The 26640-nt window shown below is 60.8% G+C and carries 23 protein-coding genes; 12 read left to right on the forward strand and 11 right to left on the reverse strand.

Annotated elements, in window-relative coordinates; genetic code table 11:
- Positions 1-11: 11 nt before the first annotated feature.
- Positions 12-1007, reverse strand: coding sequence for a flagellar motor switch protein FliG (gene fliG / locus J1777_RS04255; RefSeq protein ID WP_207574599.1), 996 nt, complete (start codon positions 1005-1007; stop codon positions 12-14).
- A 38-nt stretch (positions 1008-1045) separates the two neighbouring features.
- Positions 1046-2746, reverse strand: a complete 1701-nt coding sequence (gene fliF, locus J1777_RS04260; protein ID WP_207574600.1) for a flagellar basal-body MS-ring/collar protein FliF — start codon at positions 2744-2746, stop codon at positions 1046-1048.
- 184 nt (positions 2747-2930) lie between these two features.
- Between fliF and fliE the strand changes: the two genes are divergently transcribed.
- Complete coding sequence (gene fliE, locus J1777_RS04265) at positions 2931-3269, forward strand: flagellar hook-basal body complex protein FliE (protein WP_207574601.1); 339 nt, start codon at positions 2931-2933, stop codon at positions 3267-3269.
- 270 nt (positions 3270-3539) lie between these two features.
- Here the strand turns inward: fliE and htpG are convergent, their stop codons facing one another.
- Positions 3540-5489, reverse strand: coding sequence for a molecular chaperone HtpG (gene htpG / locus J1777_RS04270; RefSeq protein WP_207574602.1), 1950 nt, complete (start codon positions 5487-5489; stop codon positions 3540-3542).
- Between the two features lie 229 nt (positions 5490-5718).
- Here htpG and J1777_RS04275 point away from each other — a divergent pair, with 229 nt between their 5' ends.
- The 3 genes from J1777_RS04275 (at position 5719) to J1777_RS04285 (ending at position 9882) form a co-directional block, all read left to right on the forward strand.
- Positions 5719-7962 (forward strand): TonB-dependent receptor, encoded by a 2244-nt coding sequence (locus J1777_RS04275; RefSeq protein ID WP_207574603.1) that lies wholly within the window; start codon positions 5719-5721, stop codon positions 7960-7962.
- Between the two features lie 109 nt (positions 7963-8071).
- The gene (locus J1777_RS04280) at positions 8072-8752 is read left to right on the forward strand and encodes a Fe2+-dependent dioxygenase (RefSeq protein WP_207574604.1); all 681 of its coding nucleotides are present in this window, start codon (positions 8072-8074) and stop codon (positions 8750-8752) included.
- Positions 8749-9882, forward strand: coding sequence for an alpha-hydroxy acid oxidase (locus J1777_RS04285; RefSeq protein WP_242700377.1), 1134 nt, complete (start codon positions 8749-8751; stop codon positions 9880-9882). Before J1777_RS04280 ends, J1777_RS04285 begins: the two co-directional genes overlap by 4 nt.
- Positions 9883-9967: 85 nt before the next feature.
- Here the strand turns inward: J1777_RS04285 and J1777_RS04290 are convergent, their stop codons facing one another.
- On the reverse strand, positions 9968-10957 hold the full coding sequence (locus J1777_RS04290; protein ID WP_207574605.1) for a hypothetical protein: 990 nt from the start codon (positions 10955-10957) through the stop codon (positions 9968-9970).
- Between the two features lie 150 nt (positions 10958-11107).
- Entirely contained in the window at positions 11108-11860 is a 753-nt protein-coding gene (locus J1777_RS04295; protein ID WP_207574606.1) for a Crp/Fnr family transcriptional regulator, read from the reverse strand.
- Positions 11861-12160: 300 nt separating this feature from the next.
- On the opposite strand from J1777_RS04295, the gene J1777_RS04300 reads away from it, so the two are divergent.
- The 7 genes from J1777_RS04300 to J1777_RS04330 all read left to right on the forward strand — a co-directional run bounded on the left by J1777_RS04300 (position 12161) and on the right by J1777_RS04330 (position 20753).
- Positions 12161-14095, forward strand: a complete 1935-nt coding sequence (locus J1777_RS04300; RefSeq protein WP_207574607.1) for an AMP-dependent synthetase/ligase — start codon at positions 12161-12163, stop codon at positions 14093-14095.
- A gap of 111 nt (positions 14096-14206) precedes the next feature.
- Positions 14207-14992, forward strand: coding sequence for an ABC transporter ATP-binding protein (locus tag J1777_RS04305; RefSeq protein ID WP_207574645.1), 786 nt, complete (start codon positions 14207-14209; stop codon positions 14990-14992).
- Between the two features lie 48 nt (positions 14993-15040).
- Positions 15041-15970, forward strand: coding sequence for an ABC transporter permease subunit (locus J1777_RS04310; protein ID WP_207574608.1), 930 nt, complete (start codon positions 15041-15043; stop codon positions 15968-15970).
- Between the two features lie 44 nt (positions 15971-16014).
- A complete protein-coding gene (locus tag J1777_RS04315) occupies positions 16015-17079 on the forward strand; it encodes a branched-chain amino acid ABC transporter permease (protein WP_207574609.1) in 1065 nt (354 codons plus the stop codon).
- A 92-nt stretch (positions 17080-17171) separates the two neighbouring features.
- A complete protein-coding gene (locus J1777_RS04320; RefSeq protein WP_207574610.1) occupies positions 17172-18491 on the forward strand; it encodes an ABC transporter substrate-binding protein in 1320 nt (439 codons plus the stop codon).
- A 100-nt stretch (positions 18492-18591) separates the two neighbouring features.
- Positions 18592-19419 carry an ABC transporter ATP-binding protein gene (locus J1777_RS04325; RefSeq protein ID WP_207574611.1) on the forward strand — a complete coding sequence of 276 codons (828 nt, stop codon included), beginning with the start codon at positions 18592-18594 and terminating at the stop codon, positions 19417-19419.
- A gap of 86 nt (positions 19420-19505) precedes the next feature.
- Complete coding sequence (locus tag J1777_RS04330; RefSeq protein WP_207574612.1) at positions 19506-20753, forward strand: phenylacetate--CoA ligase family protein; 1248 nt, start codon at positions 19506-19508, stop codon at positions 20751-20753.
- 132 nt (positions 20754-20885) lie between these two features.
- Here the strand turns inward: J1777_RS04330 and rpoH are convergent, their stop codons facing one another.
- The 6 genes from rpoH to J1777_RS04360 all read right to left on the reverse strand — a co-directional run bounded on the left by rpoH (position 20886) and on the right by J1777_RS04360 (position 25605).
- Positions 20886-21827, reverse strand: a complete 942-nt coding sequence (rpoH, locus tag J1777_RS04335) for an RNA polymerase sigma factor RpoH (RefSeq protein ID WP_207574613.1) — start codon at positions 21825-21827, stop codon at positions 20886-20888.
- Positions 21828-21903: 76 nt separating this feature from the next.
- On the reverse strand, positions 21904-22263 hold the full coding sequence (locus tag J1777_RS04340) for a DsrE/DsrF/TusD sulfur relay family protein (RefSeq protein WP_207574614.1): 360 nt from the start codon (positions 22261-22263) through the stop codon (positions 21904-21906).
- A 173-nt stretch (positions 22264-22436) separates the two neighbouring features.
- A complete protein-coding gene (locus tag J1777_RS04345; protein WP_207574615.1) occupies positions 22437-22748 on the reverse strand; it encodes a hypothetical protein in 312 nt (103 codons plus the stop codon).
- 3 nt (positions 22749-22751) lie between these two features.
- Entirely contained in the window at positions 22752-22937 is a 186-nt protein-coding gene (locus J1777_RS04350) for a hypothetical protein (protein WP_207574616.1), read from the reverse strand.
- 5 nt (positions 22938-22942) lie between these two features.
- Positions 22943-24097: a 3-deoxy-7-phosphoheptulonate synthase gene (locus tag J1777_RS04355; protein WP_207574617.1), complete on the reverse strand. Its 1155-nt coding sequence runs from the start codon at positions 24095-24097 to the stop codon at positions 22943-22945.
- A 311-nt stretch (positions 24098-24408) separates the two neighbouring features.
- Positions 24409-25605 carry a YbfB/YjiJ family MFS transporter gene (locus tag J1777_RS04360; protein WP_207574618.1) on the reverse strand — a complete coding sequence of 399 codons (1197 nt, stop codon included), beginning with the start codon at positions 25603-25605 and terminating at the stop codon, positions 24409-24411.
- Positions 25606-25710: 105 nt separating this feature from the next.
- On the opposite strand from J1777_RS04360, the gene J1777_RS04365 reads away from it, so the two are divergent.
- Complete coding sequence (locus J1777_RS04365; protein ID WP_207574619.1) at positions 25711-26514, forward strand: AraC family transcriptional regulator; 804 nt, start codon at positions 25711-25713, stop codon at positions 26512-26514.
- The last annotated feature ends 126 nt before the right edge of the window (positions 26515-26640 follow it).

The raw sequence follows: 26640 nt of genomic DNA on the forward strand, positions 1-26640 counted from the left end.
GCGCATTCCTGTTAAACGAAAGCGTCTTCGGCACCACCACCGATGGTGATTTGCTGCTCGTCGGCCAGACGGCGCACGATTTTGAGCACTTCTTTTTGCTGCGCTTCCACCTCGGACAGGCGCATCGGGCCCCGGCCTTCCAAATCCTCGCGCAGCGCTTCGGCGGCGCGTTTGGACATATTCGCCAAAATCTTGTCGCGCACTTCCATGGAGCCGCCTTTGAGGGCCACGATCAGCGTCTCGGAGGCCACTTCGCGCAGCACCAACTGCAGCGATGGGCCATCGAGCTTGACCAGATCGTCGAAGACGAACATTTTGTCCATGATCTTTTGCGCCAAATCCGCGTCGTAGTTGCGGATGGTGTCCAGCACCGCCACATCGGCGTTGCCGCCGAGCAAGTTCATCATCTCGGCCGCAGTTTTCACGCCGCCCAGCGAAGTTTTGCGAATCTTGTCGCCACCGGCCAGCACTTGGTAGAGCACTTCGTTCAAGTCTTTCAAGGCCGAGGGCTGGATCCCCTCCAGCGTGGCCACGCGCAGCATCACCTCGCTGCGCATGCGCTCTGGCAGCTGCATCAACACCGCGGCCGATTGTTCGTACTCCAGGTGCACCAAAATCGCCGCGACAATTTGCGGGTGCTCATTGCGCAGCAGCTCGGCCACCGAGACGGGATCCATCCATTTCAGGCTTTCAATGCCCGAGACATCACCGCCTTGCAAGATGCGATCAAGCAGCAGCGAAGCCTTATCGTCCCCCAGGGCGCGGCGCAGCACCGATTTGACGTAATCGCTGGCATCTTCCACCAGCAAGCTTTGCGAGGCGCAATCGTCGGTAAACCGCGCCACCACAAAATCGACTTTCTCTTTGGTCACCCCCCGCATGCGGGCGATGGTTTCGCCCAGTTTTTGCACTTCTTTGGGCGAGAGATGCTTAAACACCTCGGCCGCCTCTTCCTCGCCCAGGGACATGAGCAAGATTGCAGCATCATTCAAACCACGGTCATCCATAGCCATTACTCTTTACGTTGATAGGTGGCAGCCGGCGCTCACGCCTCTGGCCCATTGACCCAAGTTTTAATAATGTTGGCCACGGCAATCGGGTTTTGCTTGGCCAAGGCGCGGGCCTGGTCCAGGCGGATCTGCTCGGGTGGCAAATCACCCGGTTTTTGCGGCAGGGCAGGGCGCTCCAGCTCCTCGGCCTCCAGCAGATCAAGCTGGGCCTGCATCTCTTTCTTGCGGCGGCTCTTGACCAGGGGGCGCACCACGCCAAACATCAAAATCAGCGCCGCCAGCACAAAGCCCACGGGCCAGCCAATGGTTTTGACCATTTCAATGGTCTCGGGCTGCTGCCACACCGGCAAGTCCGAGGCCAAGCGCGGCGCGGCCTGGAACGGGGTGTTCATCAGGTTCACCGAATCGCCCCGCTCGGCGTTAAAGCCAATGGTTTCGCGCACCAGGGCCAGCATTTGCGCTTGCTGCTGCTCGGTCATGGGCTGGGGCGTGGCCACGCCACCGGCCTCGGCCGGGGTGCCTGGCAGGTAATTGACGACCACCGCCGCCGTCATGCGTTTAATGCCGCCGGTGCTGTTGCGGGTGACGCGAATGGTTTTATCGACCTCGTAATTGGTGATCACTTCGCGCTTGCTGCCAGGAATGGCCAGGAAATCACTTTGCCCTTCCTGTGCGGTGCGCAAGGGCTGGGCCTGGCCGTTAATCGGTGCAGCGGCTGCTTGGGGGGGCTGGTTGGTGGTGGCCCCAGGAACACCGGTGGGCGGCAGGTCTTTGGGGGCCCCGGTGCTTTCCACCGATTGGCGGCTGCGAATGGCGCTATTGACGCTTTCGCCTTGGTTGGGCGCGTGCAGCTCAGACGTTGATTCGGACTGCGAAAAATCCAAATCGGCGGTGACCTGCGCTTTGACGTTGCCCTGGCCGACCACCGGCTCCAGGATGTCCAAAATGCGCTGCACGTATTGTTTTTCCAGCTGCTGCTGGTACATCAGCTGCTGCAAATCGACCACGCCGTCTTTGCCATCGGGCTCTTGCGAGAGCAGCTTGCCGCTTTCATCCAAAACACTCACGCTGCTGGGGGCCAGCTCCGGCACGCTGGAAGCGACCAAATGCACGATGCCGGCAATCTGCGTGCGATCAAGCCCACGGCCGGGGTAGAGATTGACGATCACCGAGGCCGAAGGCTTTTGCTGCTCGCGGAAAAAACCATTTTGATTGGGCAAGGCCAAGTGCACGCGGGCATCTTGCACCGCCGACAGGCCTTGGATGGAGCGGGTCAGCTCCCCTTCCAGGGCCCGCTGGTAATTCACCCGCTCTTGGAACTGGGTGATGCCAAATTTGCTGTTGTCCATCACCTCAAAGCCAGCCACTGAGCCCTTGGGCAGGCCCTGGGTGGCCAGCTTCAGGCGGGCATCGTGGACCTTGTCGGCCGGCACCAAAATGGCCCCGCCGCCCTCGGTGTAGCGGTAAGGCACGTTCATTTGGGTCAGCTGGGCGACGATGGCCCCGGCATCTTTGTCCGTCAAACTGGAGAACAGCACCTTGTAATCGGGCTGGCGGGAAAACAGCACTGCCGCCACCACGGCCACCACCGCCAAGGCGGCCAGGCCGCCCCAGCGCAGGCGTTGCCCACGGTCCATTTGGTTCAAACGCTGCTGCAAGGCAGCAACACCTGTACCAGGGGTGCCGGTAACAGCGGGGGGAGTCTGAGCAGCAGGGACTTCAGCAAGGGCGGACATATTCTTTTTTCCAACGAGTTACAAGGGTCGGCACGCAACCCAAGGTGCTCTCGATTATTCAAATATCCCTGCCCTGCGGTCAGGCGATAAGCCCCCCTTTTGCCCAGTTTTTCCCTTCACCAGCGCCAGCGCAGACCACTACGATTGCGGCCAAGTTAAGTTCACCCCGATCAGGAGGCACACCATGGACACCCGCATTCAAAACATTCAAAACATTCAAAGCGCCCTGTCTGCCCTGCGCACCGCCAACGATGCCGCCGCCCGTTTGACCAAGCCCATCCAGGCCGCAGAAGCCGAGGGGCACGGTTTTGGCGTGGCGCTGGAAAGCGCCCTGCGCTCGGTCAGCGCAGCCCAAAACAATTCCAGCCACCTGCAGCGCCAAGTGCAAATGGAAAACCCGGCCGTCAGCCTGGAAGAGACCATGGTCGCCATGCAAAAAGCCCAAATCGGCTTTCAAGCCACGCTGCAAGTGCGCAACCGCTTGGTGCAGGCCTACACCGATGTGATGAACATGCAGGTGTAAAACAGCCCAGCTTTTTTTCTTTTTTTGAACCAGTTCCCTTCTTGATGTCGCTGTGCCAGTTTCCTGGGCAGCGGCTTTTTTTTGCCTGCCCATCGCCTCGGCTCAATGGGCAACACAACCGGCAAAACAGCGGGCAAAAAAAGAACCCTGGCGGCAGGCATGCCCACCAGGGTTTTGTATTTTTAATAGCTGCTTGCGCTTATTAATTATGGGTATTTACGTTAAAAACTATAAAAAACCATTAAATCAAAGCGCAACCAGCTACTTTAATTAAACCAGCAACGCATTCACGCGCTGGACGTAGGCCGCCGGGTCTTCCAGTTGGCCGCCCTCGGCCAGCAGGGCCTGGTCAAACAAAATGTGCGCCAGGTCGTGGAAATGCACGCTGCCATCGAGCTTTTTCACCAGTGCGTGCTCCGGGTTCACCTCCAGCACCGGTTTGCTGCTGGGCACGCTCTGCCCGGCCTGTTTCAACATGCGGGCCAGCTGGCTGCTCATGTCGCCTTCTTGCACCACCAGGCAGGCGGGCGAATCGACCAGACGCGAAGTCACGCGCACATCTTCGGCTTTGTCTTTGAGCGCTTCTTTGAGCTTGGTCAGCAGGGGCTTGAAGGCTTCGGCAGCTTCCTCGGCGGCTTTTTTCTCTTCTTCATCCTGCAGCTTGCCCAAATCGACCGCGCCCTTAGCCACGCTTTGCAGCGGCGTGCCGTCAAAGTCGTGCAGGTAATTGAGCGCCCACTCGTCCACGCGGTCGGTCATGAGCAGCACTTCAATGCCCTTTTTCTTGAACACTTCCAGCTGCGGGCTGTTTTTGGCCGCGGCCAGGGTGTCGGCGGTGATGTAGTAGATGGCTTCCTGGCCCTCTTTCATCCGCGCCTTGTAGTCGGCAAAACCCACGGTGGGCGCGTCGCTGCTGGTCGAGGCAAAGCGCAGCAGCTTGGCGATGCGCTCGCGGTTGGCAAAGTCTTCGCCCAGGCCTTCTTTGAGCACCGGGCCAAACTCGGCGTAGAAGCGGGTGTACTTGCCTTCCTTGGCCTTGTCTTCTTCGCTGACCACGTCGGTGACACCGTCGGCATCGGTGCTGGCCTCGTGCTTGTCGTGCTTGGCCAGGTCTTCCAGCATCGACAGCACGCGCTTGACCGAGCCGTCGCGGATCAGGCGCACGTCGCGGCTTTCTTGCAGCAGTTCTCTAGAAACGTTCAGCGGCAGGTCGGCGGAATCGATCACGCCTTTGACAAAGCGCAGGTACTGCGGCATGAGCGCTTCGGCATCGTCCATGATGAACACGCGCTTGACGTACAGCTTGATGCCCGCGTGCTTGTCGCGGGTGTACAGGTCAAACGGGGCCTTGGCCGGGATGTAGAGCAGCTGCGTGTACTCGCTGTTGCCTTCCACGCGGTTGTGCGCCCAGGCCAGCGGGTCTTCGTGGTCGTGGCTGATGCTTTTGTAGAACTCTTGGTACTGCTCGGCGGTGATGTCTTTTTTGGCGCGCGTCCACAGGGCGCTGGCCTTGTTCACGGTTTCCCACTCGCCGGTTTTCACCATGGCACCGGGTTCGCCTTCTTTGTCGCTGTCTTTCCACTCTTCCTTTTCCATCAGGATGGGCAGGCTGATGTGGTCGGAGTATTTGCTCACCAGCGATTTGAGTTTCCAAGCGTTTAGAAACTCCAGCTGGTCATCGCGCAGGTGCAGGATGATGCTGGTGCCGCGTTGCGGGCGGGTGATGGTTTCCACCTCAAAGTCGCCCGTGCCGCTGCTCGTCCAGCGCACGCCTTCAGTCTCGGGCAGGCCCGCGCGGCGCGATTCCACGGTGATTTTGTCGGCCACGATGAAGCCGGAATAAAAGCCCACGCCAAACTGGCCAATCAGCTGGGCATCGGATTTTTGATCGCCCGAGAGCTGCTCCATGAACGCCTTGGTGCCGCTCTTGGCAATGGTGCCCAGGTGGTCGATGGCCTCTTGCGCACTCATGCCGATGCCGGTGTCGGTAATGGTCAGCGTTTTGGCCTCTTTGTCGAACGCCAGGCGCACTTCCAGGTTGGGCTGGTCGCCGTACAGGCTGCTGTCGTTCAAGGCTTCAAAGCGCAGCTTGTCGCACGCATCCGAGGCGTTGGAGATCAGCTCGCGCAGGAAGATTTCGGGGTTGGAGTACAGCGAATGCGTCACCAGGTGCAGCAGTTGTGCCACTTCCGCTTGGAAGGAATGGGTGTGTTTACTCATAAGGTGTTGTCCAGCAATAAAAACGCCGACCCCGTGTCGGCAACGCCGTTGCAGTTAGGGGTGGAGGGCGGTATTTCAAGGGCTGCAGTGGCCATAGAAAAGCGTGCAGAAACACAAAAATATTGATTTTGATAAAAAGAACAATTCTCATTTATTGATAAAATGGGAGTGGCGCTCCCATTAAGGGAGTGTTTTTTTCCACTTTCTTATTCATTTCTCACGACTTCCCATGTCAGCAAACAGCAAATCTGGCCTGCACTGCGAATTGACGCAACTGGCCCTGGCCGCTGGTTTGACCCTGGTCAGCGCCAATGTCTTGGCGCAATCGGCCCCGGCCACCAACACCCTCTCGACTGTGACCGTGACGGGCGACAGCCCGCTCAAGGCCGACCAGGCCGCTTCGAGCAAATTCACCGCGCCCTTGGTGGACACCCCCAAAACCGTGCAAGTGATTACCGAAGAGGTGCTGCAACAAACCGGGGCCACCAGCCTGCAAGAGGCCCTGAAAGCCACCCCCGGCATCACCTTTGGCAACGGCGAGGGCGGCAACCCCACGGGCGACCAGGCGTTTATTCGCGGCATGGATGCGCAGGCCAGCACCTTTGTCGATGGCATGCGCGACATTGCCGCCGGCTCCCGCGAGGTGTTCAATTTGGAGGCCATTGAGGTCATCAAAGGCGCTGATTCGGCCTATGCCGGACGGGGCGGGGCGGGCGGGTCGATCAACCTGGCGACCAAAAAAGCCAAGAACGAAAACTTCATCGCCGCCGATGTCGGCCTGGGCACCGACCAGTACAAGCGCAGCACGCTGGACTTGAACCGCAAGCTTGCTGACACCGTGGGCCTGCGCCTGAATGCCATGGCCCACGATGCCGATGTGGCCGGGCGCAATGGCCCTGAAAACAAACGCTGGGGCATTGCCCCCACCGTCACCTTTGGCATGGGCACACCCACCGAAATCACCCTGGGCTGGCAGCACCTGCAAACCGACGATGTGCCCGATGGCGGCATCCCCTACCGCTGGAGCAATACCCAGGCGGCCAACCTGCCCGGCGGCAGCACGGTGCGCCCGGAATACGGTGCCAGCCGCAAAAACTGGTACGGCCTGGACAACCGCGATTTTCAAAAAGAAAAAAGCGATATGTTCACCGCCTCGGTCGAGCACAAATTCAGCGCCACCAACAAGCTGCGCAACAGCCTGCGCTGGAGCAAATCCACACAAGACTACGTTTGGACGCAGCCTGACGACAGCAAGGGCAACGTGGACAAAGGCTTTGTCTGGCGGCGCGGTAACTTCCGTGATGCACAAACCACCACGCTGCAAAACGTGACCGAGTTCACGGGCGAACAAACTGTGGGCAGCATCCAACACACGTTTGCGGTGAGCATGGAACTGTCCAAAGAAAAAGCCGATGTGTGGTCGGGCGCGATTCAGGACAACGCCACCAGCAACTGCACGGCACTCACCCCGTGGTGTGCTGATTTGAACCACCCCAACAGCAGCGCCAACTGGCAATTCGCCTGGAATAAACCGGCCCAGGCCAGCACGTCGCAAATCGACACCGTGGCGCTCTACGGCTTTGACACCGTCAAGCTCAACGAGCAGTGGCTGCTCAACGGCGGCCTGCGCATGGACCACTACCGCCTGAACGTTTCCGGCCCGGCCGGTGGGCGTGCCCCTAATAACTACCCGGCGTACGACCTGCAGCGCAGTGACACGCTGTGGAATTACCAGTTGGGCGTGGTCTATAAACCGGCCGCCAACGGCAGCATTTACGCCAGCCTGGGCACCTCGTCCCGCCCTGGCGGCTCCACGCTGGGCAATGGCAGCGAAGACCTCACCGTCACCACCGATGCCTTGGCCGATCTGCAACCGGAAAAAACCCGCTCCATCGAGCTGGGCACCAAGTGGGATGTGCTGAACAACCGCCTGGGCCTGACGGCGGCCATCTTCCGCAACGAAGTGACCAACGTGCGCATCACCGAAAACGGCCTGACCTACATGGGTGGCAACAAAGTGGTCAATGGCCTGGAGCTGGGCTTTACCGGCAGCGTCATGCACGGTCTGGACATCTTTGGCGGCTACACCTATATGGACAGCGAGCAAAAAGACATGGGTATCGGCAACATTGCCAACGGCCAGCCCTTCCAAAACACGCCCAAGCACAGCTTTAGCCTGTGGAGCAGCTACAAGCCCACGGCCAAACTCACCCTGGGCCTGGGTGTGTACGCGCAAAGCAGTGTGAACGCCGCCTACATCCGCAGCAATGACGGTGGCATCGTCACCAAAGGGGCCAGCGGCTACGCCCGCTACGATGCCATGGCCAGCTACCAGTTCACGCCGAACATGGCACTGCAGCTGAACCTGTACAACCTGGGCAACAAGGTGTACTACACCGGCGTGCGTTCGCCGCATTACGCCAACATCGGCGCAGGCCGCTCGGCTGTGGCCACGCTGAAAATCACTTACTAAACCACGGGTCTGTATCCGATACTCCGCACCAACCCCGCTCCCCACCCTGGGCAGCGGGGTTTCTTGCGCAAACCATCATCGCGCCCACCATTCCTTCTTGCCCATCACCATGCTGCTGCGAATTCCTGCCCTGCTCACCCCCGAAGAAGTCGCCACCTGCCGCCAGACCCTGGAGCAGGCCCCCTGGGAAGATGGCCGCGCCACCGCCGGCCAGCTGGCCGCCCAGGTTAAGCACAACCTGCAACTGCCGCTGGCCAGCGAAGCCGCCAAAACGCTGGGCGAATTTCTTTTGAACAAACTGGCGCACAACCCGCTGTACCTGTCGGCCGTCCTGCCGCTCAAAGTGCTGCCCCCGCGCTTTAACCGCTACGAAGGCGGCGGCACCTATGGCAACCACATTGACAACGCGCTGTTTGCCCTGCCCGGCACGGCCAGCAAGCTGCGCAGCGATGTCTCGACCACCGTCTTTCTTAGCAACCCCGACGAATACGAGGGCGGCGAGCTGGTCATTGAAGACACCTTTGGCCACCAAAGCGTGAAGCTGGCCGCCGGCGACGCCATCGTTTACCCTGGCACCAGCTTGCACCGCGTCAATCCTGTAGCTAAAGGCACACGCTACGGCTCATTTTTCTGGGCACAAAGCCTAATTTCCTCGGCAGAGAAGCGCCGACTGCTCTTTGATTTAGACCAAAGCATCCAGGCCCTGACCGCCGACTGCCCTGCGCATCCGAAGATTTCCGCCCTCTCAGGCACCTACCACAACCTGCTGCGCATGTGGTCGCAAACATGAGCGCGGCGTTGAACAGCCTGGGCCAGCCGGTGCAACCGGCGGCCAGCCAGATTCCGGCGCATATCGCCAGCCTGCCCGATTACGAACAGCAGGCCCGCCAGCACATCGAAGCCAGCGCCTGGCAGCACATTCAGGGCGGGGCCGATCAGCAGCACACCCTGGCGCACAACCGCGCTGCCTTTGATGCGCTGCGCCTGCTGCCCCAGCCGCTGGCCGATTTGAGCGCCGCGCACACGCGCCAAACCCTGCTGGGCCAGCCGCTAGAACACCCCATCCTGCTGGCCCCCGTGGCCTACCAAACCCTGGCCCACCCTGAGGGCGAACTGGCCAGCGTGCGCGCCGCCACCGCCTTGCAAGCGGGCATGGTGGCCAGCACCCTGAGCAGCCACACGCTGGAGGCGATTGCGCACGAGGCGCAGCACACCCGCAGCGCCTTGCAGCGGCGTGGGCCGCTGTGGTTTCAGCTCTATTCCCAGGCCGAGCGCCAGCACACGCTGGAGCTGGTGCAGCGGGCCGAAAACGCGGGCTACGAGGCCATCGTCTGGACGGTGGATGCCAGCATCAAACGCTCCGGCTTTGCCCTGCCCGCCGGTGTGCAAGCGGCCAACCTGCGCCACATCGCCCCGCGCCCGCAGGCCAGCAGCATCGACGGCCCGCCGCTGTTTGGCACCCCGCTGGTGCAGCAAGCGCCCCGTTGGGACGAGCTGCGCTGGCTGCGCGCGCACACCCGGCTGCCGTTGATTGTCAAAGGCGTGTTGCACCCGGCGCAGGCCCGCCAGCTGGTCGATGCGGGGGTGGATGCCCTCATCATCTCCAACCACGGCGGGCGGGTGCTGGACGGCGTGGTCAGCCCGCTGGAAGTGCTGCCCGCCATCGCCCAGGCGGTGCATGTGCCGCTGCTGCTCGATAGCGGCGTGCGCTGGGGAACCGATGTGGTCAAAGCCCTGGCCTTGGGAGCCAGCGCCGTGTTGGTGGGCCGACCGCAACTGCACGCCCTGGCCTGTGCGGGCTGGCTGGGGGTGGCTCACATGCTGCACCTGTTGCGTAGCGAGTTGGAGCTGGCCATGGCGCAACTGGGCTGCGCTACGTTGGCCGACATTGGCCCAGGCATTCTTTGGAAAAACAGCTAAAAAAAAGAGCGCTTACCGCGCTCTTTGTAAAGGTTTTAACTTGATTTAAAGCGCAATCGCTTTGTTTATAAGCGCCACCAGCTATTTATTCAGTCCGTGGCTTGCGGTGGCGAAAGCGCGGTTCTGCCCCCTCGGGCGGGGTGTCCTCTGGGCGAATCACCTTGATTGGCGCGGCTTTGCCTTTCAGGCTGGCCGGGGCGCGGTAGGTGCGAATGCTGCCCCGCCGACCCGGCTGCTCGCCTTCTGGCGCAGGGGCCGAGCGGTCAAAATCGCCGCGCGGCGCACGATCGGAAAAGTCCCGCTGGGGGCGGTCACTGCGCGGGCCACGCTCTTGGCGCTCACCGCCTTCGCGGCGTGGACCTCGGTCGTCGCTGCGGAAGCTGGGGCGCTCGCCCCCTTCACGGCGCTGCGGGCGGTCACCGCCCTCAAAACGGCGCTCTTGGCGCTCGCCGCCCTCACGGCGCGGGCCTCGGTCATCACTGCGGAAGCTGGGGCGGTCGTTGTCAAAGCGACGCGGCGGGCGGTCACCGCCTTCAAAACGGCGTTCTTGGCGCTCGCCACCTTCGCGGCGTGGGCCTCGGTCGTCACTGCGGAAGCTGGGGCGGTCGTTGTCAAAGCGGCGCTGCGGGCGGTCACCGCCTTCAAAACGGCGTTCTTGGCGCTCGCCGCCCTCACGGCGCGGGCCCCGGTCGTCACTGCGGAAGCTGGGGCGCTCGCCCCCTTCACGGCGTGGGGGTCGGTCATTGCCTTCAAAGCGGCGCTGTGGGCGGTCACCACTCTCAAAACGGCGTTCTTGGCGCTCGCCACCTTCGCGGCGCGGGCCTCGGTCATCACTGCGGAAGCTGGGCCGGTCGCCCCCTTCACGGCGTGGAGGCCGGTCATTGCCCTCAAAGCGGCGCTGTGGGCGGTCACCACCCTCAAAACGGCGTTCTTGGCGCTCGCCGCCTTCGCGGCGCGGGCCTCGGTCGTCACTGCGGAAGCTGGGCCGGTCGCCCCCCTCGCGGCGTGGGGTGGCAGAAGGGTCGCGGCGGGCAGGGCGGCCACCGGAGGAGGATTTGGGTTTAAAGGGGGGCATGGCCAACTCTAGGCAAGACAAATTAAGGCGCAATTGTGCCTGTACCACTGCCGCTTTGTCGGCCCCTGGCCCGCAGCGGGGGCAAGAAAAGAGGGCAAGGCAGGCACTGCATAAAAAAAATTCTGCCCATCCGTGCTGCTGGGGGCGGGGTCAATCCACTTTTTCGTGGGCAGAAGCGGACTTGGTGCTTTGAAAAAAACCGTTGCGCAAGGCTTCCAAATCGACCACCCGCAAGCCGCCGTACTCCACTTGGATAGCACCGGCAGCCTCTAACGTGGCCAAAGCCTCATTGACCCGTTGGCGCGACAGCCCTACCAAATAGGCCAGTTCTTGCTGCGTAATGCGTAGCAGCTGATTGCCACCAGGATAAGGGTAGAGCGCCGGGTTGAATAAGGCGGCCAAGCTGCGGGCCACGCGCAGGTCGGGGCTGGAGAGGCGATCAATCTCGCGCGCACCAATGAACTGGCCCAGGCGCTCGTTGAGCTGGTTCATGATGTAGCGGTTAAAGCCCAGCGAGTTGTCCAGCAGCCAATGAAAGGTGTCAATGTGCAGGCCAGCGACCACGCTTTTGCGCAGCGCTTGCACGTTGTAGCGGTAGGACTCGCGCTTGATGGCCGTGCCTTCGCCAAACCACCCTCCAGGGGGCAGGCCGGCAAAGGTCATGCTCACGCCTTGGGCATTTTCGGAGCTCATTTTCAGTAGGCCATCGATCAGCCCAAACCAGTAGGTCACTTGGCGCCCGATCATGCACACGTACTCTCCGGGGTTGGCCTGGGTGACATGGATGGCATTCACCGCCCGATCACGCTCATGGGGTTGGAGCAGGCGCAACCAAGGGATGCCATCCAGTTCTTGCGCGCAAGGGGTGCGCCTGCGTTGGTACAAAGAAGGTGTCGAACTCATAACCGTGAAGCATCTGCGCAGATAAAGACTCTGTCCCCTAGGGTTTGCCACAGGGAGGGCCCATTTCCCTGGGCGGACGGTGCGAAATGATGAAAATAAACCACAGTAAAAAGCCAATTAGCGCGGTAAGCAGCAGGATAACCCGACTAGGACTTTCCCCAGGAAAGTAAACGAAAAGACACAATAACGTCAAACTCACCACTACGATTGTTGGAAATCGGGTGCCAAGCAGACTTTTTTACATAAAACTGACGGCACCATTTTCAGGAATTTCCAGAACATTGTTTGTGAGGAACCGCCATGGCGAACACTTTTCCGCACCTGCTCCTAAGCCACGCAACGCAGCGCCCAACAGCCCCTGCCTTGCGTGAAAAAGAGTTCGGTATTTGGCAGACTTGGACCTGGGCCGATGTCGCCCGCGACGTGCGCCACCTGGCTTGTGGCCTGGCGGCGCTGGGGCTGGCCCGGGGGCAAAACCTGGCCTTCGTCAGCGACAACCGTCCCAACGTTTACATGGGCTTTGCGGCCGTGCAAAGCCTGGGGGCCGTGCCCATTCCGCTGTACCAGGATGCGGTGGCCCAAGAAATGGCGTTTGTGATGGAGGATGCCGACATCCACTTCGCTTTTGCCGAAGACCAAGAACAAGTGGACAAACTGCTGGAAGTGCGCGAGACCGTGCCCAGCATCACCCACATCATTTACGACGACCCACGCGGTCTGCGCAAATACGAAGAGCCCGGTTTGATCAGCACCGCAGAGCTGAAAAAGCTCGGTGCCGCCTGGGATAAAGACCACCCGGGTGTGTGGGACAGCATGCAGCAGCGTGTGCAGGCTGAGGATGTGGCGGTGATTCTTTACACCTCGGGCACCACCGGCAAGCCCAAAGGGGTGTGCCTGACGCACACCAACTTCATCGGCTCGGCCCAGGGCGGGGTGGAGGTGGACAAGCTGGGCCCCAGCGACAACGTGATCTCTTACCTGCCCCCGGCCTGGGTGGGCGACCATTTGTTCTCGTACGCACAATGGCTGGTGGCCGGTTTCACCATCAACTGCCCCGAGTCGGCGGCCACCGTCAGCATTGACATGCGCGAAGTGGGTCCGACCTACTACTTTGCCCCGCCCCGGGTGTTTGAGGGCATGCTCACCTCGGTGTCGATTCGCATGGAAGATGCGGCCCCGTTTAAACAATGGCTGTTTAAAAAGGCCATGGATGTGGCCAAACGGGTGGGCTCAGACATTTTGGATGGCAAGCCGGTCGGGGCGCTGGACAAACTCAAGTACCGCCTGGGCGACTTCATGATTTACGGCCCGCTGCGCAATGCCATGGGGCTGTCGCGCATTCGCGTGGCCTACACTGCGGGCGCAGCGATTGGGCCGGAGCTGTTCCAGTTTTTCCGCAGCATTGGCATCAACCTCAAACAGCTGTACGGCCAAACTGAAACCTGCGCCTATGTTTGTCTGCAGCGCGATGGCCAGGTCGATATCAACAGCGTGGGCCAGGCCGCCCCCGGTATTGAACTGAAGATTGCCGAGAACGGCGAAGTGCTGCTCAAAGGCGTGTCGGTGCTCAAGGAGTACTACAAGCGCCCGGATGCCACCGCCGAGGTGCTGGATGAAAACGGCTACTTCAAAACCGGCGATGCGGGCGTGATTGGTGCCAACGGCCAACTGCGCATCATCGACCGTGCCAAGGACGTGGGCAAGATGGCCAGCGGGGCCATGTTTGCGCCCAACTACATTGAGAACAAGCTCAAATTCTTCTCGCACATCAAGGAGGCGGTGTGCTTTGGCAACGGCAAGGACAAGGTGTGCGCCTTTGTCAATATTGATTACGAAGCCGTGGGCAACTGGGCCGAGCGCCAGGGCATCCCCTACGGCGGCTATGTGGACTTGGCCTCTAAGCCCCAGGTGCTGGCGCTGATTGCCGATTGCATCCGCCAGGTCAATGCCGGCCTGGCCGCCGAAGAAGGCATGGCCGACACCCAAGTGGCCCGCTTCTTGGTGCTGCACAAAGAGCTGGATCCCGATGACGATGAGCTGACCCGCACCCGCAAAGTGCGCCGCAACTTTATCGCCGAGAAATACGCCGTGCTGATCGAGGCGCTGTACAGCGGCAAGACCGAGCAGTTCATTGAAACCCAGGTGAAGTTTGAAGACGGGCGCACGGGCAGCGTCAGCGCCACGCTGCAAATTTTGGAAGGGCAGGTCTTTGCGGCCACCCGCCAAGCGGCCTGACCGAGGGTGCTCATGACCGACGCTGTTTTAGAACACCCCGGCTCCACGGCCACCCCCGCCGCTGCCCCCAGCGATTCCTCTCACCCGATTGCCCAAGAAAAATCTAGCGCCATGTCCGAGAAAAAAATTGGCGATGTCATTTTGGACATCCAAAACATCAGCCTGCGCTTTGGCGGTGTCAAAGCGCTGACCGACATCTCATTCAACGTGCGCGAGCACGAGATTCGCTCCATCATCGGCCCCAACGGGGCGGGCAAATCCTCGATGCTCAACTGCATCAACGGCGTGTACACGCCCAGCGAAGGCTCGATCACCTTCCGGGGCCAAACCTTTGCCCACATGAACAGCCGCCAGGTGGCGGAAATGGGCGTGGCCCGCACCTTCCAGAACCTGGCGCTGTTCAAGGGCATGAGCGTGATCGACAACATCATGACCGGGCGCAACCTGAAGATGAAGTGCAACCTGCTGCAGCAAGCCTTCCACCTGGGCCCGGCGCGGCGCGAAGAGCTGGCGCACCGCGAGTTTGTCGAAAACATCATCGACTTTTTAGAAATTCAGGCCTACCGCAAAACGCCCGTGGGCCAGCTGCCCTACGGCCTGCAAAAGCGCGTGGACTTGGGCCGTGCCCTGGCCATGGAGCCGCAGGTGCTGCTGCTGGACGAGCCCATGGCCGGCATGAACGTCGAGGAAAAACAGGACATGTGCCGCTTCATCCTGGACGTGAACGATGAGTTTGGCACCACCATCGTGCTGATCGAGCACGACATGGGCGTGGTGATGGACATCTCTGACCGCGTGGTGGTGCTGGACTACGGCAAAAAAATTGGGGATGGTGCCCCCGATGATGTGCGCAACAACGAAGACGTGATCCGGGCCTACCTGGGTACTACGGACTAACCGAACCCAACGGACTTCACCGAGATATATAAAAAAGGAGCAGTTACCGTGGCATTCTTCTTAGAAACCCTATTTGGTGGCCTGATGGTTGGCACGCTGTATGCGTTGGTAGCTATTGGTTTTGTATTAATTTTTAAAGCCTCAGGCGTTTTCAACTTCGCCCAAGGGGCCATGGTGCTGTTCTCGGCCCTGGTCATGGCGCGGTTTGCCGAGTGGATTCCGCAGTGGCTGGGCATGGAGCCCGGCCTGGTGGGCAACCTGCTGGCCATCGTCGTCACCTTGGTGGGCATGGTCCTCGTTGCCTGGGCCATCGAGCGCTTGGCGCTGCGCCATCTGGTGAACCAAGAACCCATCATTTTGCTGATGGCCACCCTGGGCATTGCCTATTTACTCGACGGTTTTGGCCCCATGGTGTTTGGCTCCGAGGTGTACAGCATCAACGTGGGCATGCCCAAAGACCCAGTGTTCCTGATGGAATCGACCTTTGAAGGCGGCGTGATGATCAGCCTCGAAGACCTGATGGCCGCCGGCATCGCCGCCGTGATGGTCGCTGCGCTGAGCATCTTTTTCCAAAAAACCAAAACCGGCCGCGCCCTGCGTGCGGTGGCCGATGACCACCAAGCGGCGCAATCCATCGGCATTCCGCTGTCGCGCATCTGGGTCATTGTCTGGTCGGTGGCCGGGGCCGTGGCCTTGGTGGTGGGGGTGATCTGGGGCAGCAAGCTGGGCGTGCAGTATTCGCTGTCGCTGGTGGCGTTGAAAGCCCTGCCGGTGGTGATTTTGGGCGGGCTGACTTCCCTGCCCGGCGCCATCATTGGCGGCCTGATCATTGGCGTGGGCGAGAAGCTCTCCGAGGTGTACATCGGCCCCATGGTCGGCGGCGGCATCGAAACCTGGTTTGCCTATGGCCTGGCCCTGTGCTTTTTGCTGGTGCGCCCGCAAGGCCTGTTTGGCGACAAGATCATTGACCGCGTTTAACGCAACGCCCATTAAACGCATTTACGAAAACGAGGAAGAACGCAATGTTTTATCGTGAAAACGGTCAATTTAAGACCAGCTACGCGGCCGATCAGCAGATTTTCACCATCGCGCAAGACCGCTACGCCATCTTGGGCTTGCTGGCCATTGCCTTTTTGGTGATTCCGCTGGTGGCCAGTGATTACACCTTTCAAGCCATCCTGATTCCCTTTGTCATCATGAGCTTGGGCGCTTTGGGCCTGAACATCCTGGTGGGCTACTGCGGGCAGATCTCTTTGGGTACGGCCGCCTTTATGGCCGTGGGGGCCTACGCCGCCTTCAACTTTCAAGCGCGGTTTGAGAACATGCCCCTGCTCATCGCCCTGATTGGCGGTGGCCTGTGCGCCATGGCTGTGGGGGTGGTGTTTGGCCTGCCCAGCTTGCGCATTCGCGGCCTGTACCTGGCCGTGGCCACGCTGGCGGCCCAGTTTTTTATTGACTGGATTACCACCCGCGCGGCCTGGGTGACGAACAACTCCTCCTCGGGCTCCGTCAGCGCCAAAGCGCTGGAAATCCTGGGCTGGCAAATCGACACCCCCATGGAGAAGTATTTGCTGTGCCTGGCCATCCTGTGCGTGCTGGCACTGGGTGCCAAAAACCTGGTGCGCAGCTCGGTGGGCCGCGAGTGGATGGCCATGCGCGATATGGACGTGGCCGCCAGCGTGATCGGCATCCGTCCGGTGTACGCCAAGCTCTCGGCCTTTGCCGTCAGCTCTTTTATCGTGGGCATTGCCGGTGCGCTGTGGGGCTTTGTGCACCTGGGTTCGTGGGAGCCGGCCGCCTTTGGCCTGAACCAATCGCTGCAGCTGCTGTTCATGATCATCATTGGTGGCCTGGGCTCCATCGTGGGCAGCATTTTTGGTGCCGCCTTCTTTGTGCTGCTGCCGCTGTTCTTGAACCAGGTGCCGCACTGGATGGGCCTGCCCATTTCCACCGCCACCGCCACCTATCTGGAGCACATGATTTTTGGTGCCCTGATCGTGTTCTTCCTGATTGTGGAACCGCACGGTTTGGCCAAACTGTGGGCTACCGCCCGCCAAAAACTGCGCGTCTGGCCCTTCCCACACTAAGCCGCGCAGTCCTCAGAAGCTTTCACGTTTTTTAACGACGGCACCTCAGAGTGCCGCCACCCGGGCACCTCGCCCACCTTTAGGAGACCACCATGAAATTCAAATCCATTGCCATGGCCGCCGCCATTGCGACTGCCAGCCTGGGCACCCTGTTGGCCAGCCCCGCCGCCCAAGCGCAAGCGCAAGAGCAGTTCATGCCGCTGCTGGTGTACCGCACCGGCCAGTTCGCCCCCATGGGCATTCCATGGGCTGATGGCAAGCAGGATTACCTGAAACTGGTGAATGCCAAAGGCGGGGTCAATGGTGTCAAGATCACCTTTGAAGAATGCGAAACTGCTTACGACACCGGCAAGGGCGTGGAGTGCTACGAGCGCATGAAAAACCGCCCCAACGGCACCGCCAGCTTTGACACCCAATCGACCGGCATTACCTTTGCCGTTAGCGACAAAGCCCCGGGCGACAAGGCCACCATCGTGACCACCGGCTACGGCCTGTCGCAATCGGCCGATGGCCGGGTGTTTGAGTGGAACTTCCCCCTGCTGGGCAACTACTGGACGGCGGCCGATTCCATGATTCAGGACATCCTGAAAAAAGAAAAAGGCAGCCTGAAGGGCAAAAAAATCGCACTGGTTTACCACGATTCGCCGTTTGGCAAAGAGCCCATGCCGTTGCTGGAAAAACGCGCCGCCAAAGAAGGCTTTGAACTGCTCAAACTGCCGGTGACCGCCCCCGGTGTAGAGCAAAAATCCACCTGGCTCCAAATCCGCCAACAGCGCCCCGACTACGTGTTGCTGTGGTCAGCTGGTGTGATGACCCCCACCTCGATTCGTGAAGCCCAGGCCACCGCCTACCCACGCGACAAAATCTACGGTATCTGGTGGGCCGGCTCTGAGACCGATGTGCAAGACATCGGTGCCGGTGCCAAAGGCTACAACACGGTCACCATTCAAAACACCGCCGAGTTCGACAAAGTCCACGACGAAATCAAAACCATGCTTTATGACAAAGGCCAAGGCACGGCCCGCGATGTCAAAGGTACCCGCTCGATTGCCTATACCCGAGGGGTCATGATTGCGATGCTGCAAGTGGAGTCCATTCGCACCGCCCAAGAAAAATTTGGCAAGGGCAAAACCATGACCCCCGAGCAAGTGCGCTGGGGTCTGGAGAACCTGAACCTGACGCAAGAGCGCCTCAATGAACTGGGCTTTGGCAAAATTTTGCGCCCCATTCAAACCAGCTGCGAAAACCACATGGGCACCGACTGGTCGCGCATCGCCCAGTGGGATGGCGCCAAGTTCAACGTTGTCTCTGACTGGTACCAGGCCGACAAGAGCATGGTCGATCCGCTCGTGAAAGAGTACGGTGAGCGCTACGCCAAAGAGAAAAACATTCAAATCCGCGACTGCAAATAACATAGCATTTGTCGCACTATCTAAGTCATTTAGATAGATAAAACACTGCAAGCGCTTTCAATACAAGCGCTTGCAGCTATAACTAACATTAGGTGATGGTATGAGCACTGCAACCCCCGCTTCCACAACCCAGCCGCTGGTCGAAGTCAATGGCATTGAAGTCATTTACAACCACGTCATCTTGGTACTCAAAGGCGTTTCGCTGAAAGTGCCAGAGCACGGTATCGTTGCCCTGCTCGGCGGCAATGGCGCGGGCAAGACCACCACTTTGCGGGCCATCTCCAACCTGCTCAAAGGCGAGCGCGGCGAGGTCACCAAAGGCAGCGTCATGCTGGAAGGCAAAGAAATTCAAAACCTCTCGCCCGCCGACCTGGTCAAGCGCGGCGTGGTGCAGGTCATGGAAGGGCGCCACTGCTTTGCCCACCTGACCATCGAAGAAAACCTGCTCACCGGCAGCTACACCCGCACCGACAAGGCCGAAATCGCCCGCAACCTGGAAAAGGTTTACAACTATTTCCCACGCCTGAAAACCCGGCGCACCAGCCAAGCGGCCTACACCTCGGGCGGCGAGCAGCAAATGTGCGCCATTGGCCGCGCCCTCATGAGCAACCCGCGCATGGTGCTGCTCGATGAGCCCTCCATGGGCCTGGCGCCGCAAATCGTCGAAGAAGTCTTCAACATCGTGCAAGACCTCAATCACAAAGAAAAAGTCACCTTCATGCTGGCCGAGCAAAACACGAATATGGCGCTCAAATACGCCGACTACGGCTACATCATGGAAAGCGGGCGCATCGTCATGGACGGCCCGGCCAAAGAACTGGCCAGCAACGAAGACGTGAAAGAGTTTTACCTGGGCGTAGGCGGCAGCGAGCGCAAGAGCTTCAAAGACGTGAAAAGCTATAAGCGCCGCAAACGCTGGTTGGCTTGAATATTAATATTGATAGCTTTATCCATATACTCTGCAATGGTTAGAGACTGATTTAATACCAATAATATCCCCTGAAAAGAGTGACCATGTCTGCGTTTTACGACACCCTTGAAACCCGCCCCCCAGAGGAACGCGAAGCGGCCTTGCTGGCTGCGCTGCCGGGGCAAATTGCCCATGCGCAGAAACACAGTCCAGCCTTTGCGGACATTCTGGCCGGCGTGGATGCCGCCAGCATCACCAGCCGCGCTGCGCTGGCCCAGCTGCCGGTCACGCGCAAATACCAGCTCTTGGAGCGCCAACAAGCCCAGCGCAGCACCAATCCCTTTGGCGGCTTTGCAACACACGGCTTTGGCCCGGCCATGCCGCGCGTTTTTGCCAGCCCCGGCCCCATTTACGAGCCCGAAGGCCAGCGCAAAGACTACTGGCGCATGGCCCGCGCCATCTACGCCGCCGGATTTCGCAGCGGCGAGCTGATTCACAACTGCTTCAGCTACCACTTTGTCCCCGCCGGGGCCATGATGGAAAACGGTGCCCATGCCATCGGCTGCAGCGTCTTTCCCGGCGGCACGGGCCAAACCGAGCAGCAAGTGCAGGCCATGGCCGAACTGCAGCCCGCTGGCTATATCGGCACCCCCAGTTTTTTGAAACTGATTTTGGAAAAAGCCCAGGCCATGGGCACCCCTCTGCCCAGCCTGCGCAAGGCCCTGCTCTCGGCCGAAGCCTTCCCACCGTCGCTGCAGCAATGGATGCAAGAGCGTGGCGTGACCGGCTACCAGTGCTATGCCACCGCCGACTTGGGCCTGATCGCTTACGAAACCGAAGCCCGGCAAGGCTTGGTGGTGGATGAAGGCGTGATCGTCGAAATCGTGCGCCCCGGCACCGGCGACCCGGTGCCAGAGGGCGAGGTTGGCGAGCTGGTCATCACCACCCTGAACACCGACTACCCGCTGATCCGTTTTGGCACGGGCGACCTTTCCGCCATCCTGCCTGGCCACTGCCCGACAGGCCGCACCAATGTGCGCATCAAAGGCTGGCTGGGCCGCGCAGACCAAACCACCAAAGTGCGCGGCATGTTCGTGCAGCCCGGGCAGGTGATTGAAGTGGCCAAGCGCTTCCCCCAAATCCAGCGCGTGCGTCTGGTCATCACCGGGGCCATGGCCAACGACCAGATGACCTTGCACGTCGAGACCCTGGAAACGGCCCCCGGCTTGGTGCAATTGCTGCAAGACACCGTGCGCGAAGTCACCAAGCTGCGCTGTGAGGTGCAGTTTCACCACCCAGGGCGCTTGCCCAACGACGGCAAGGTGATTGAAGACGCCCGCAGCTACGACTAAGGCCAGCGCACCCAACAAAAAACCGACCTGCCCAGGTCGGTTTTTTGTGAGCTGCTAGCGCTGAAAAATCAATGTTTTTTGCAACTATTAGCGCTGAAAGTATTATTCATTCAGCGCAAATAGCTATTATTTTTAAGCAAACGCAACCAGTGCTTTTTTCATTTTTTTCATGGCCGCCACTTCGATCTGGCGGATGCGCTCGGCGCTGACCCCGTATTCGGCGGCCAGTTCGTGCAGCGTCATGCCGCCGCTGCCGTCGTCATTGACGTGCAACCAGCGCTGCTCAACGATGCGGCGGCTGCGCTCATCCAGCCCGTCCAGCGCGTGGGCGATGCCATCACTGGCCAGCACATCGCGCTGGCGCGATTCGAGCATGGCGGTGGGCTCATCGCGGCGGTCGCTCAGGTAGGTGATGGGGCCAAAGGCGGCCTCGCCATCATCGCTGGGCGCAGGGTCCAGCAGCACATCGCCGCCAGCCAAGCGCGCTTCCATTTCCATCACCTCCTCGGGTTTGACCCCCAGTTTGCTGGCCATGGTGTCGATTTGCTCGGGCGTTAGTGTGTCACGCAGGGCGGCATCGCTGTCCATCGCGGCATCGGTTTGCATGCCCTGCTTCATCGAGCGCAGGTTAAAGAACAGCTTGCGCTGCGCTTTGGTGGTGGCCACTTTGACCATGCGCCAGTTTTTGATGATGTATTCGTGGATTTCGGCCTTGATCCAGTGCATGGCGTAGCTGACCAGGCGCACGCCTTGGTCGGGGTCAAAGCGCTTGACGGCTTTCATCAGGCCGACGTTGCCTTCTTGGATCAAGTCGCCTTGTGGCAGGCCATACCCCAGGTATTGGCGCGACAGCGAGATGACCAGGCGCAGGTGCGACAAGATCAGCCGCCCGGCGGCGTCCAGATCGTTGTGGTCTTTGAGTTTGCGGGCGTACTCCTGCTCTTCCTCTAGGGTGAGCATGGGCATGCGGTTGGCTGCACTGATGTAGGCATCCAGGTTGCCCAAAGAGGGCAGCAGCGCCCAGGGATTGGTGGGCGCCAAGGCCGTTGCAGTGCAAGCAGGGGTGTGGTTCATCGCAATTCGTCCTTTCATCCAGCACCATATATTAGCACTCGATAGATGCGAGTGCTAAAGCCAAAGTTCCTGGGATTCAAAACGTCAGCACTTTGTCGGCGGCCATGATCCAGTCGGTCAGCTCGGTGAGGTTGCCGATGGCGGTGCCCGGCAGCAAGGGCAGCTCAAGCAGGCCGCGGTTTTGGGCACAAGTGCGGCAGACGCGCACAGTGGCACCGGCCTCAATCAGCATTTGCAGGTGGCTTTGCAGGCCTTGGCCGCCTTGGCCGTCGTTTTGGCCAGGCAGGGCCAGCACGGTGGCATCGGACATTAAAAAGACGGTGACTTCAGGCTGCTCATCGTGCGCGGCCAGCATGTTGGCGATGCGCAGGGCGGACAGGCAGCGCTCGCTGCCATAAGGGGCGGCGTGCAGGACGATGGCGATTTTTTGCGGCATGGCGTTCTCTTTTCTAGCCCAAAAGCACGGCAAGCCGTGCAGTGAAAGCGCGTGTGCTGGCCTTGTGCGCACATCCGGCAGCGCCAGGAGGCGAGCCGCTGGGCAGAGCGCATTTTTTGACTATTGTTGGGTGCGCGTTCTGGGGTGCCGGTGTGCAGGGGCCGCTTAGTGGCTTAGTAGGTCACCGCCATGGCGGCGACGTCGATGGTGATCATGGGTTTGACCAAAATGGCGTGGGTTGCGCGGGCGTAGGCGGTGCGCCAGTCAGCATCGTCCAGGCGGCGGGGGCCGGCGGCTTGGGCGACCAGCAGCACTTTGTCTGCCAGGAGCACTTTGCCGCTGGCGCGCAGGGGTTCGCATTCCATTGCGGTAAATTGGTCATCCAGCCAGCGGCGGGCCTCTTCCATGCCCATGGGCTCCAGGCGCGAGAGGTCGATGCGCCATTCTTGTTGCGGATTGAAACGTACGATGAGTTCACTGCTCATAAATCATCCTCGCGGCAGATGGTTGGTGAAAAAAGAGCAGCTTACCCCAAGCCGATTGCAGACACGTTCGGGATTGTCACTATAAATAGTTAAAAACAACAAATTAATCAGAGCTGCCACCGCAGCAATGGCAAATACTTTCGGCTGAAAGTCATTAAAAAGACAGTATTTACCAGCGGTGGCAGCCATGATTTTTAATCCAGCAGTGCGGCCTCAGGCACGTGCGCGTGCTCACGGCGGGTTTGCACGGCCTGGGACAGTTGCTCCAGCACCGTGACGGTATCGCTCCAGCCCAGGCAGGCATCGGTGATGCTTTGGCCGTAGACCAGCTGGCAGACATCGTCTTGCCCGGCGTTGAACTTTTGCGCTCCGGCAACCAGGTGGCTCTCCAGCATCACGCCAAACACTTGGCGCGAGCCGCTTTCGATTTGCTGGGCGATGTCGGCCGCCACGTCTTTTTGGCGCTCGTGCTGTTTGTGGCTGTTGGCGTGGCTGCAATCGACCATCAGGGTGGCGGGCAGGCCGGCTTTTTCCAAATCGGCGCAGGCGGCGGCCACGTGGGCGGCATCGTAGTTGGGCGTTTTGCCACCGCGCAGGATGACGTGGCAGTCTTGGTTGCCAGCGGTGTGGACGATGGCCACTTGGCCGTTTTTGTGTACCGATAGGAAGTGGTGCCCCCGGCTGGCCGACTGGATGGCATCGGTGGCGATGCGGATGTTGCCGTCGGTGCCGTTTTTGAAGCCAATCGGTGCCGAAATGCCCGAGGCCAGTTCGCGGTGGACTTGGCTCTCAGTCGTGCGGGCACCAATCGCGCCCCAGCTGATCAGGTCCCCGATGTATTGGGGTGAGATCACGTCCAGAAATTCGCTGGCTGCGGGCACGCCCAAGCGGTTGATGTCGATGAGCAGCTGGCGGGCGATGCGCAGCCCTTCGTCGATGCGGTAGCTGCCGTCCAGGTAGGGGTCGTTGATCAGGCCTTTCCAGCCGACGGTGGTGCGGGGTTTTTCAAAATACACCCGCATGACGATTTCCAGCGTGTCTTTGTATTGCTCGCGCACGTCGGCCAGGCGGCGGGCGTAGTCCAGCGCGGCCTCGGGGTTGTGAATGGAGCAGGGGCCGACGATGACCAGCAGGCGGTCATCTTGGTTGCGCATGATGCGCTGGATGCTTTGCCGTGTGCCGCTGACCAGGGTTTCGACAGGGGTGCTTTGAATGGGGAAGAAGCGGATGAGGTGCTCGGGAGGGGGCAACACAGTAATGTCCTTGATACGTTCGTCGTCAGTCTGGCCAGTTTTGGGGGCTGCGCTGCGGTACCAAGCGTCACCGGGCGGGGAGTATTGAGCGGTCATGTGTGCCTCTGTGTGAAAAAAGGGATCGTGAAAAACAAAAAACCGCCGGGCTTTTCAGCTGCGGCGGTTGTTTGGGAGGGTTGTTCGTGGGTGTGCGAGCGCTTGCCTCTCATCCGCCAGGGATAGAGAACCAAAAGTAAAAATAGAAAGCGCTGGACATCGGCATAGCGCTGCAATGTAGCACTTCGTTTGCGGCAGTGCAACATGGGTCTGGAAAGTTTGCGAAAAAAAATTGCGTCAAATTCTGAAAAAATTCAAAAAACCACCAAATTTTTTGTTTCTTTGATGGTTGTTGCAAAAATCCTGCGTATTCATGCTTTTGTTTTGCGTTCTTCCCGGATCAGTAGTTGCAGCAGCACAACACCGGCGGCCAGGATGACCGTCGTCACCGCCAGCGCGTCGGCATAGCTGCCGGTGGCGCGGGCAATCATCCCGCCCATGGCAGGCGCGGCAATCTGTGCCACGCCGTAGCCCAGGGTGATGCGGGCCATGGCCTTGGACGGATTGGCGGGAAAGTGGCGGCCCACCAGCGCCAGCGTCAGGCTGACGATGCCGACAAAGGTGCCGCCAAACAGCGCAGCGCTAATGAGGTTGAGCGCCACCCCGTCCGACAGCAGCGGCAGCAGCGCGGACAGCGCTTGCAGGGCATAGGCCAGCATCAGGGCGCGGGCCACGCTGATTTCCTGCGCGATGCGGTCCCAGACAAAGGTGGACGGCGTGGCCGCCAGCCCGACGACGACCCAGGCCCAACTGCCCCGGCCGGCGAGCAGTGGCAGTTTTTCCACGATGGCGACGGTGAATGTTGCGCCGATGGCAAAGCCGAAACCGGCGCAGAAGTACGCCAGGGTTTGCAGTTTCATCCAGCGCCCGGAGGGCGGCGGGGCGCTGGCTGCTGCCGTGCTGGCGGTGGTGGGCAAGGTGGCGGGCCGGGGCATCCAGCGCCAGGCGGGAATGAAAAACACCACGCCCAGCAGGCCCAGCGCCAGCCATTGCTCGTCCCACGGCAGCCAGCCCACCATGCCCACCACGGCCAGGCCAGACACCGCAATGCCCAGCCCCAGCCCGGAAAAGTGGATGCCCAGCTCTGGCCGCTGGCGGTGCGCCACCAGCCAGTTCAGCACCAGGGCCGACCCCAGCAGCATCCCCGCCGCGCTGGAGAGTCCGGCCACAAAGCGCAGTGCCGCCCACAGCGCCACGTGGGTCGTCAGCCCCATGCCTGCGGTGCAGACCACGGCCAGCAGCAGGCCGATGCGGTAGAGCCGGAACTTGCGCTCCACATCGCTGACGGCCGTGGCCAGCAGCACCCCGCTCATGTACCCCGCGTAGTTGATGGCCGCCAGCCAGCCACCGGCCAGCAGGGACAGGTCGGCCTGCGCCCGCATGATGGGCAGCAGCGGCGTGTAGGCAAAGCGGGCCAGCCCCAGCGTCAGCACCAGGGCGCAGACACCGGCGCACAGCACGCGCCAGCGGGCGGCGGCATCGTGGGGGGAAAGGGGGAGAGGGGTCATGGCGCGGGCATCCGGTGGTTCAGGCCGCCATGCTAGCCATGCGATCGACGGCGGTTTTTCGATACTATGACAAGTGCTATCGACGACATGCCAAACATCCGCCCCATGCCTTCCTCACCCACCCGCACGGCTGCCTTGCTGCCCGTGCCTGCCTTGCAGGTGCTGCCGCAGCCGGTGGTGCTGCGCTCGGAAAACCTGGGGCCGGGCCAGGGGTTTGCCGAGCATACGCACCGCTGGAACCAGTTTGTCTATGCCACGGCGGGCACGCTGCTGGTGACGGTGGCGCACGCCCGGTACGTCATCACGCCGGAGCAGGCCATCTGGATTCCTACCGGCACGCGCCACGCTACGCATGCCTTGCATGGCGCGGCATTTCGCAATTTGTATGTGGACGATGCGCCCGATCTGGGCCTGCCAGCCCTTTGCACCTCGTACGCCGTCAGCCCCCTGATGCGGGCGCTGATCGTGGAGCTAGAACAAGCCGCAGGGCGGCAGGAAGAGGCTGCCTACCTGCACACGCTGTACGCCATGCTGCGCGCCCAGTTGCAGCGCCTGCCGCAGCTGCAGCGCCACCTGCCCTGGCCGCACAGCCCACGCCTGCGCCAGATGTGCGAGGCGCTATACGTCCACCCCGCCGACCCGCGCAGCCTGCACGCTTGGGGGCAGGTGCTGGGCATGTCCGCCCGTACCCTGGCGCGGCACTTTGCGCAGGAAACGGGCACCTCCTTGCGGCAGTGGCGCCAGCAGCTGCGCCTGCTGCTGGCGCTGGAATGGCTGAGCACACCGCGCAGCGTGACCAGCATCGCCATCGACCTGGGCTATGCCGGCACCTCGGCCTTTAGCTATATGTTTCATCAGGCCACCGGCTGCACGCCGTCCCAATGGCGCAGCCGACGGGCTGCAGGATAGGAGCATCCCGCCGCCATGAGCGATTTCCTATTTCCTGGGCATCGCTGAGCGCGCCAAGGCGAAGGAGGGCGCAGCAGGCACGCCGTGATACTGCGCACGGCCATCTGCAGAAGCAGAAAGGGACGC

It is taken from the genome of Comamonas denitrificans (genome assembly GCF_017368815.1).
GTDB classification, from domain to species: Bacteria; Pseudomonadota; Gammaproteobacteria; order Burkholderiales; family Burkholderiaceae_C; genus Comamonas; species Comamonas denitrificans.